Origin of the sequence: Vibrio sp. SG41-7 (genome assembly GCF_014164465.1) — a bacterium.
Classification (GTDB): Bacteria; Pseudomonadota; Gammaproteobacteria; order Enterobacterales; family Vibrionaceae; genus Vibrio; species Vibrio splendidus.
The window spans coordinates 1-7,589 of sequence record NZ_JACJFF010000170.1 but is presented as its reverse complement, the minus strand read 5'-3'; the positions used below and the strand labels follow the sequence as shown (position 1 = coordinate 7,589).

General features: G+C 40.9%; 5 protein-coding genes and 1 pseudogene. 4 read left to right on the top strand and 2 right to left on the bottom strand.

What is annotated here, in order from left to right; genetic code table 11:
* Positions 1–302: 302 nt before the first annotated feature.
* Complete coding sequence (locus H5300_RS24440) at positions 303–1,352, top strand: DNA methyltransferase (RefSeq protein ID WP_259397931.1); 1,050 nt, start codon at positions 303–305, stop codon at positions 1,350–1,352.
* A gap of 3 nt (positions 1,353–1,355) precedes the next feature.
* On the top strand, positions 1,356–3,959 hold the full coding sequence (locus H5300_RS24435) for a DEAD/DEAH box helicase family protein (protein WP_182797128.1): 2,604 nt from the start codon (positions 1,356–1,358) through the stop codon (positions 3,957–3,959).
* Between the two features lie 672 nt (positions 3,960–4,631).
* On the opposite strand, the gene H5300_RS24430 is transcribed toward H5300_RS24435, so the two are convergent.
* The gene (locus tag H5300_RS24430) at positions 4,632–4,856 is read right to left on the bottom strand and encodes a hypothetical protein (protein WP_182797127.1); all 225 of its coding nucleotides are present in this window, start codon (positions 4,854–4,856) and stop codon (positions 4,632–4,634) included.
* Positions 4,857–5,322: 466 nt separating this feature from the next.
* On the opposite strand from H5300_RS24430, the gene H5300_RS24425 reads away from it, so the two are divergent.
* On the top strand, positions 5,323–6,303 hold the full coding sequence (locus H5300_RS24425; RefSeq protein WP_182797126.1) for a restriction endonuclease: 981 nt from the start codon (positions 5,323–5,325) through the stop codon (positions 6,301–6,303).
* Between the two features lie 102 nt (positions 6,304–6,405).
* Complete coding sequence (locus H5300_RS24420; protein WP_259397930.1) at positions 6,406–7,407, top strand: integrase family protein; 1,002 nt, start codon at positions 6,406–6,408, stop codon at positions 7,405–7,407.
* 15 nt (positions 7,408–7,422) lie between these two features.
* Here the strand turns inward: H5300_RS24420 and H5300_RS28150 are convergent.
* Positions 7,423–7,589, bottom strand: a pseudogene (locus H5300_RS28150) (IS66 family transposase); the annotation flags it as partial.

Sequence of the window (7,589 nt, the reverse complement as noted above, 5' to 3'; positions counted from 1 at the left end):
AGGGGCTTTCTTTCTGCTCATAACAAACAGGATGAAGCACTGGAATGATCACTCAATAGTAAAAAGTGGATCAAGTGCTGAGTGTCACACTTTTTCTGTCAATAGGGGCTTGGTGAACACTTACAGCTAGAGGCACAAAGAAAGGAGGGCCGGAGCAGTTCTACCCAATTTATGTTGATAAAAAAACTAGCAAAATAGTTAGTATTGGGGCACCTCTAAAACCAGAAGATGATTATAAATTAGTACCTAAAATGGAAAACTGCGATACGATATTCCCAATAAGAGAAAAAGGAAATATCGATATGAACTGGGGTTTAACTGTTTCAACTTTAAAAGAACGGTTAGATAATGGATATGTGAAAGCCGTTCGCTCAGGAAAGACAAAAGTAAAGACCACCATTTATTATTTAACTAGTGGTCCAATTGAAGATATTGAAAAAGGTTCTTTGCTTATAACTGGTCATGGAGAGGATGGTTCAGTTGAATTGGCTTATGCCGAAGGTAAAGCATCAATGCCGACGACTCAATGGAATAGAGATTCCCATAACGCTCAATCACATGGAAGTAATTTGATAAAAGCATTACTTCCGAATAGAACCTTTCCATTTCCCAAGTCACTATATGCAGTAGAAGATGCATTGAGGATGATCGTTAAGAATAACACGAATGCCACAGTGTTAGATTTCTTTGCAGGTTCAGGTACGACTGCACATGCTTTGATGAGGTTAAACAGGCAAGATGGTGGAAGTCGTCAGTGTATCTCAGTGACGAATAATGAGGTCGGCCCTGATGAGCAAAAAGAGCTTAGAACGAGAGGTCTTCGACCGGGAGATGCTGACTGGGAAAAGTTAGGGATTTGTGACTACATTACAAAACCTCGAGTTCAAGCGGCTATTACCGGTATTAACTCTGATGGAGAGGAAGTTTCAGGTGAGTACAATTCGGGTAATTATAAATTCATTGATGAGTTTTCTTTAAAAGAGGGCTTTAGAGAAAATGCTGAATTTTTTACCTTAACTTATGAGACTCCTTTATCTATTTCTCATAATCTAGCCTTTTCCAAGATAGCCCCTTTACTTTGGTTGAGAGCTGGCTCTCAAGGCAGAAGAATTGACGAGATACCGTCGAAAGGTTGGGACGTGTGTGAAATGTATGGTGTTTTGATGGATTTGGATAAAGCAAAAGCTTTCAGCTCTGAGGTAACTCGGAATAAAAATGTAAGAATTGCTTATATCGTCACTAATGATGACCGCCGCTTTCAGTCAGTAGTTCGTAATTTGCCGAAGAGTGTTGAAGTGGTTCGTTTGTATGAATCATATTTGAATAACTTTCAATTTACTAATGGAGAGTAAGTCGTGAAATTTACGTTAAAAGACTATCAACGTGAGGCTGTTCATGACTCGCTGAATAACCTTAGTAAAGCTAAGAAGCGTTGGCATGAAGACGGTGATGCTCATGCGTTCTCATTAACAGCGACAACTGGTGCAGGTAAGACGGTTATGGCTGCTGCTGCATTTGAAGCGTTGTTCTATGGTGATGATGAATTTGATTTTGAAGCTGATCCCGGAGCTGTTGTCATTTGGTTTAGTGATGATCCATCATTGAATGAACAGACGCGCTTTCGATTGATGGAGGCTGCGGATAAGCTAAATCATACAGATTTGGTTGTTGTTGAAAATACGTTTAGCTTGGAGAAGTTCGAAGCTGGAAAGGTGTATTTTTTAAACACGCAAAAGCTCAGTAAAAATAGTTTACTAGTCCGCGGTTATGATCCTGATGGTGGCGATAGTGGTCAAAGTGATCTTTTCCCTGAAACTCGACCAGATTTTCGCTCACACACCATATGGGAAGTTATTCGTAATACTATTGAAGACCCTAGTCTAACGCTTTATCTCGTTTTGGATGAGGCTCACCGAGGAATGGGTACTAAGAGCAAAGCAGCCCAAAGTGACAAGTCGACAATAGTAAAAAGACTGATTAATGGTGCTGGCTCAGTACCTGCTATTCCTGTTGTATGGGGGATTTCAGCTACTGTAGATCGCTTTAACCAAGCAATGAGCGTTGCACAAGGTCGAAGTACTCTGCCGAATGTTGAAGTTGATCCGTCTAAGGTTCAAGAATCTGGCTTACTGAAGGATACTATAGTCTTGGATGTTCCTGATGAATCGGGGTTATTTGATACGGTTCTTGTTCGTAGAGCTACTGATAAAATAGTTGAATCTAGTAAAGCATGGAATGATTACACAGAGGCTGAAGGCTTAGATCCAATGCTTCCTTTGATGATTCTTCAAGTACCTAACAAGCCTAAAGCTGAAGATGTTAGTCGAGCATTAGATACAATTTTTGAACGCTGGCCTGACCTAAAGAGTGTGAATATTGCTCATGTATTTGGTGAGAGAAAAACTCTTACTTTTGGAAGTCATACTGTCTACTACACCCAACCAGAGCGAGTTCAAGATGATACTGAAATTCGAGTGTTGATTGCTAAAGATGCGATAAGCACTGGGTGGGACTGCCCTCGTGCAGAGGTCATGGTCTCATTCAGACCAGCTAAAGACCAAACTCATATAACGCAATTGCTTGGGCGTATGGTTCGTACTCCACTAGCTAGACGTATTCCCGGTAATGACAGATTGAATGCTGTAGATTGTATGCTGCCGTTCTTTGACAAAAAATCGGTAGAGTCTGTTGCTAACTCATTGATGCACGGTAGCTTTAGTGATGGGGAAAGTGAGATTAAAGGGCGTCGAGTTCTGATTAATCCTGTAACAGTTGAGCCTAATGAGAAAGTTGCGAAAGATATTTGGTCTGTTTTCGCTGAAATCCCTTCGCAAGTTTTACCTCAAAAGATAGCTAAACCTATAAAGCGTCTAACCGCTCTTGCTCATGAATTAGCTCAAGATGAGTTGATGCTGAACGCAGGTAAAATAGCTCATTCTGAAATGCACAAGGTGTTAAATGCTGCGTGTACTAGATACTCTTCGGAGATTGAAGAAGCACGAAAAGATGTACTTACAGTAGAGGGTAAGAGCCTACGAGCTGATTTAGGTGGTAAGAGTATGTCCTTTGACGACTTCGTTGAAGAAGCTGATTATGCGGTAATCGAAGACTCGTATAAACGTGCAGCACGCTTATTTAGTCCTGACCTTGCTAAAACTTATGCTGACCATTTAGCGGATGAAAATCAATCAACCGACTCTAGAGAAGAAGCATTAATTGAAGCATATATAGATATTGCTGCTCTTGGGTTAGTTAAAGATGTTTCAGATTATTTGAATTCAGAAGCTGAAAAAATGGCTAGCGGTTGGTTTGGTAATTATCGCATTGATATTAAAGACTTAACTGATGTTCGTCAGGAGACATATCGACAAATTAGAGAGATGAGTAAAGAGCCTCAAGATGTCGATCTAATCATCCCTAAATCCTGGATGGAACCTACAGTGCTTCTTGAAGATGGAAAAGAAACCCTTTTACCAATGCTTGCAAGTCACTTAATGTCGCAAGATGACGGGCTTTTTCCTACTTTTCTAAACCCATGGGAAACTAAAGTCATTGAAGTTGAAAGATCTCGTGATGGATTTGAAGCTTGGTATCGAAACCCAGCTCGTTCAAGTCAAGATAGTTTGGGTATTTCCTATGTAGATAATGACGAATATAAGCTATTGAGACCGGATTTTATTTTCTTTGCTAGAAAACCTGATGGTAATCTAGCTGTAGATATTGTTGATCCTCATAGCTTGCATCTGAGCGATGCTTTACCTAAGTTGAAGGGACTAGCGGAGTATGCTGAAAAGCACCATGATAAATATCGTCGAATTGAGTCGATTGCATCGCTTGATGATAAGGTTTTGATGGTATTGGATTTGATGGAACCTGCTGTTAGGAAATCCATTCGAGAAGCTGACAATGCTAAAGCACTTTTTAGCAGTGAGTTAGCTCAGAAATATTCTGAGTTATAGATTGTAGGCTGGAGTAAGACCAGTTTCTATAATCTGGTCTTACTCAATGTACTGCTTTTCGATTCTGTACTCGAAATGTGCAAGTTAGATCCAATAGAATCCCAGTCCACGGTCTTTAATATCCAACAAGATCCTAGTAAATACAGTTAGTTAAAAGACAATGTGAGGGGTTCAAAATCCGTTGCCTTCGGGCGTGGCGGTTCAAGTCCGCCTACCGGTACCATATTTAAATGACAAAGCCTCGACGAAAGTCGGGGCTTTGTTGTATCTAGCACAATCAAAAGCTTACCTCAGTTTCCTTTTCCTGTTATCAGTAAAAATCTCTCCGATAGACACACTTTATCGCGCTTCAAATTTTTGCCCATGGTACATCTATGGTTCATCGCATGACGATTCTGTGCTCAAGGGAATCCTAGTAAATCCAACAAATGCAAACTTCTGTAATCTCGCAAGCCAGTATTACCAAGGGCTGTAGAGTCAGAGAACCATGGTACGGCCATGGTGACTTTACGGTGCTATGGGGTTCTGGCTTAGAGAAAAGATCGTTTTTATGAATTGGCGCTAAAGCCCTATCGGATGGTGGCTGATGAGTAGTGTGTGATTAGTTCGTTGGGGATACACATCAACAGCTAATCACACATTTTGGCACAACTTACTAATTTAAGTTGAGGGTTAGTCTTCTTTACCAAACCCAGAAAGGCTAGATGTAATTTCAGCAGCACTTTTATCGTTAAAATGCTCGTCAACATAATGATCAATCTTATGAGTCATAGCGATATCGGTTGCTCGTTTAGCCTGTTCTAACGTGAACCCATCTTCGATATGTGTACTCATTAATTCTGTCGAGCTTTGCCCTACGTTTTTGCCGAATTGTTTAATTCCCTTTGACATACTCATGCATACTTTCCTCAAGCTTGGACATCGAACTTTAAGTCTAGGTGTTTTTATTAAATTTGCTTGCCTTACTCAAACTGGTTCCCTGCTCCCTACCGCTATTACTAACCCTCGTTGGGTGTATATCGATGCTACAGCCTCAGTGAGTGACTCTCTGGCTATTGCTCTGCGCTAACAGTCGCTGACTACTGAGTGAAGTGTCACCGTAGATCTAAACCAATGATGCTGATGGGAATGCTATGTGAGTTATGAGCTTTGATTGAGGTTTTGATATCGGTGGCTAGTTGATTGCGTGAATATGGTGGGATGAATTGAGAGTTAGGTTTCGGATAGAGTATTGATATTAAATATATAATAACCAGTACAACAGCTTGCCGTAGGCCGCTGTTGTACTGGTTATTATTAATATGTTGGTGGTTCTTGTAGTGAAGTTCGGTCTGCGAATTCTCATGAGCTTTAAGGGGAAAGTGTGAGTAAGATAATTTTGGTTCGAAGCCCAAGTGAATTGATTTCTAAAAATTTAGCTGGGTATGGGTGGGACTGTATTGAGATGTCGTCTTTCAGCGACTTTAAAGATTTAATGAAATACGTTGAAGACGAACAGATCAACCTTGGTCGACAAAGAAACCAAATCTCTCGATTTTTCCATGCTAAGCCTGGAGATATAGTTGTAGTTCCTGTACATCGCGCGATAGTTGTTGGGATTGTTCGAGAGGGTAAATCCTTTGATGAGAATGGTGGCTATGGTGCTAACCGTCTTAATGTTGACTATTTTAAGGACGAAAATGGTTTAGCTATTAAGATCCCGCGTTCAAAGTTGTCTCAAGCTTTGGAGAGTCGATTAAAAATCAGAATGACCATTGCCTCACTGAATGAATTTGCAGGTGAAATTGAGGAATATGTTGCTCAGTTAAAAGATAACAACCAAGTTTGCTTTGATAGTATTTTTCAGCAACAGAAAGATAAGCAAGTTGCTGACTTTAAAGAAACATTACTTGCAAAGCTTAGAAGTGGTTCAACTACGCTAGAAAGTGGTGGTTATGGCTTGGAGAGGTTGGTTAAAGAGCTTATGGAATTGGAGGGGTATTCAGCTCATATCGCTGCTAAAAATAAGACCTCAGACATTTCTGATGTTGATATTGAAGCAAGTCGCACTGACCCTGTATCGAGTAATCGAGTGTTTATTCAAGTTAAGCACCATAGAGGTGAAACTAGTGGGTGGGGGATTCGTCAACTTGCAGCTATCGAAGAAGATGAGCATGTTGATAAATGGCTCATTACTACAGCTACTGTGGCTAACTCTACTCTAGAATTCGCTAAGCGTGAAAATGTTTCTGTGATGGACGGTGAGAAACTCGTTGATTGGATTTACGATAGAGTTGATGAGTTGTCACCTTCCACCAAAGAACAGTTGGGTATTGGAGTAATGCCTCAAGTAATCACCTCTTAGAATTCAACTTAACGTCTAACTGTGTTGTATGAAAAACGACCGAAATAAAACCTCCTTCAAGCATTTAATAATATTAAGAATTAATGCTTTAAGGAGGTTTGAATGAGCAAATCACAACGACTTACCACCACTTTCCTCAACAATCTCAAGCCCAATCCTGCCAACGCTAAATCCACCGATTACGAAATTAATTTATCTGCTATGAAAGACTCTGGTCTGCCTGTGGGTGTTCGCTGCTTGGTGGGTAAGAGAACGGGTTCAGTTAGGTTCATATTCAGGTTTACTAGCCCTGTAACTGGTCGCAAGGCGTCGATCGGTTTAGGGCGGCTCAATGACACTGACCTAATCACCTTGCGCAAGAAAGCGAAAGAATATCGGCAGCAGATCCTTGAGGGTGTTGATCCGAAAATCGAGCGTGATACTGAAAAGACGGATTCTTCTATGACCCTTGAACGGTTCTTTAATGAAGTCTATTTGCCACTGGCTAAGCAAAAGCGAAGCTGGAAAGATGATCAAGCGAGGTTCCGTCATGCTAAGTCGATATTTCATGTTCCCATTAATGAATTATCGGCGGCACATATCGTTAAGATCCAAATGGAAATGCAGGGAGCTATCAGTAAGACAACAGGGAAACCTTATGCTGTAGCTACGATTAATCGTGTATTAGCGCTTTTGAAAACGGTAAACCGTCAAGCTTACAAGTTGATGGATGCGCCTTTAGTAGCGGATAAAGTGAGCTTGATGAAAGAAGATAACGTGCGCACGGGTTACTTATCGGAAGTTCAATTAAAGGACTTCGTTCGTTATGCCTTGGAGTATCCAGATAGGCACACAGGGGCTTTTCTTGCTCTGCTATTTCTAACTGGACTGCGCGATAAGGAGCTGAGATTTCGCTTATGGAATGACATCAATTGGGAGGAACAAACTCTTACTATTCCACATACGAAAAACGGTAGTAGTCATGTTATCTATCTGAGTGATTACATGATCGAGATTTTACGGTCTATACCCAAGGTGGCGAATCACCCTTATATCTTTGCTGGACGTCGTAAGGGTAAACCGATTGTACACGTTCACCGAGGTATCTTGACTTACCATGCCTGAAGAAGCATGTGCAGTTTATAGATCAAAAACGTTCGGGTACGGTTTCTTCTCAACGATTGACGTGATGATTTCACTCAGAACTGACATTGCTGATAGGCCGCGCTTTTTGCAAGTTTCGATGAGTGTGTGGATACGACTACGGAATTTATCGCCTGCATCTGAGGTCGTTCCGAAGCTAATTT

What these genes read in the sequence shown, in the direction of transcription:
- H5300_RS24430 (WP_182797127.1), bottom strand. Translation starts at nt 4,856, where the DNA reads ATGAGTATGTCAAAGGGAATTAAACAATTCGGCAAAAACGTAGGGCAA.
- H5300_RS24420 (WP_259397930.1), top strand. Translation starts at nt 6,406, where the DNA reads ATGAGCAAATCACAACGACTTACCACCACTTTCCTCAACAATCTCAAG.
- H5300_RS24440 (WP_259397931.1), top strand. Translation starts at nt 303, where the DNA reads ATGAACTGGGGTTTAACTGTTTCAACTTTAAAAGAACGGTTAGATAAT.